Annotated in this window: 1 protein-coding gene; it reads right to left on the bottom strand. The window is 37.8% G+C overall.

All coding sequences use genetic code 11. From position 1 onward, the window contains the following. Window positions 1-503 precede the first annotated feature (503 nt). On the bottom strand, window positions 504-1,147 hold a 644-nt coding region (locus tag ACFODW_RS12350; RefSeq protein ID WP_390306897.1), incomplete at its 5' end, for an IS110 family transposase.

Raw genomic sequence — 1,147 nt, 5'->3', positions numbered from 1 at the left:
CGGAAATATACTGATATGAACGAAACTGTCAAGCCTATATAACCTCAGGATAATTTGGGCAACTTTAAATTAAGAGTCACTTTTCAACTCTTTTTTGTCTACTGTTATTGAGTAGTAAACTGCTACAAAATTCCTTTCTTCTTAGCTTGCTGGCCTTTTCTCAATCTTTCGATTGATTGTCAAGTGGTTTCCTTGACTATCAATTGGAAGATTGAGATCCTAAATTAAGCTAAGAAGAATGATGTTCTCCTTCCTAAAGGAGTTAAATACACGGCACGAAGGCAAAAATCTCTACTCCGATGAGCATACTGATATCCGTGGGTTCTCACATTTTATCGTTCCGTCTAAGAAGCTGTCACGAACTTCGCGCGTGCGTTCACCATTTTGTAGCTAGCACAAGTATATTTCGTGAATTCTTCTTTACGGTTTTTATCTTTGCCTCCGAGCCCTATATTCATGACCTTTTTAATATTTTGCATTGTTTATTTTTTACTTACCGACTTTTAAACTTTGGTAATATGCTTTGCTTTTGAGTCGTACATAGATTCATGGGCAATCGCCCAAATGAACCCTGCTAATTCTCTTGCGACTGCCGTAACGGCTTTTCCACTTGGTTTACCGCTTCCCATTAGACGAAAATATCTTTTATGCAAACGGTTTTGTGCTTTCCACGATATATCTAAGATATTACTTGGTTGTCCTACTTGTCGTTCTTTTAACGTTCTTCTGACTCCAGGTTTGTATCTGTAACTCCATGCAGCTTCTATAAGCAATCTTCGTACATGCCGATTCCCTGTCTTGGTTATTTTCCCTAGATTCCTTATTTCACCACTAGAACTTTCACTTGGAACTAGTCCTGTATATGCCATAAATTGTTTTGGAGTCTTAAATCTTTGAAACGAACCAATTTCTGCAACTAAACTAGTAGCTGTTATTACCGCAACTCCTCTTAATGTCATCAAGGTTTGAATCATCGGAGCGTGGACACCGTCTTTTGCTTGTTCCTCAATTTCTTTCTCTAATACTTTTAAACGTTGTTGAAATTGTTTCAGTTGTTGTAGATATTCTTGGAATACCACTTGGGATGCTGAACGTTCAAATGTTAGTTGGTCAAGCCATTCCCAATATTTAACGGTCCACTTTTTGG

The sequence above is a fragment of the Virgibacillus sediminis genome, assembly GCF_042643265.1.
Classification (GTDB): domain Bacteria; phylum Bacillota; class Bacilli; order Bacillales; family Amphibacillaceae; genus Virgibacillus_O; species Virgibacillus_O sediminis.
This window is presented reverse-complemented; position numbering and strand designations above follow the sequence as displayed.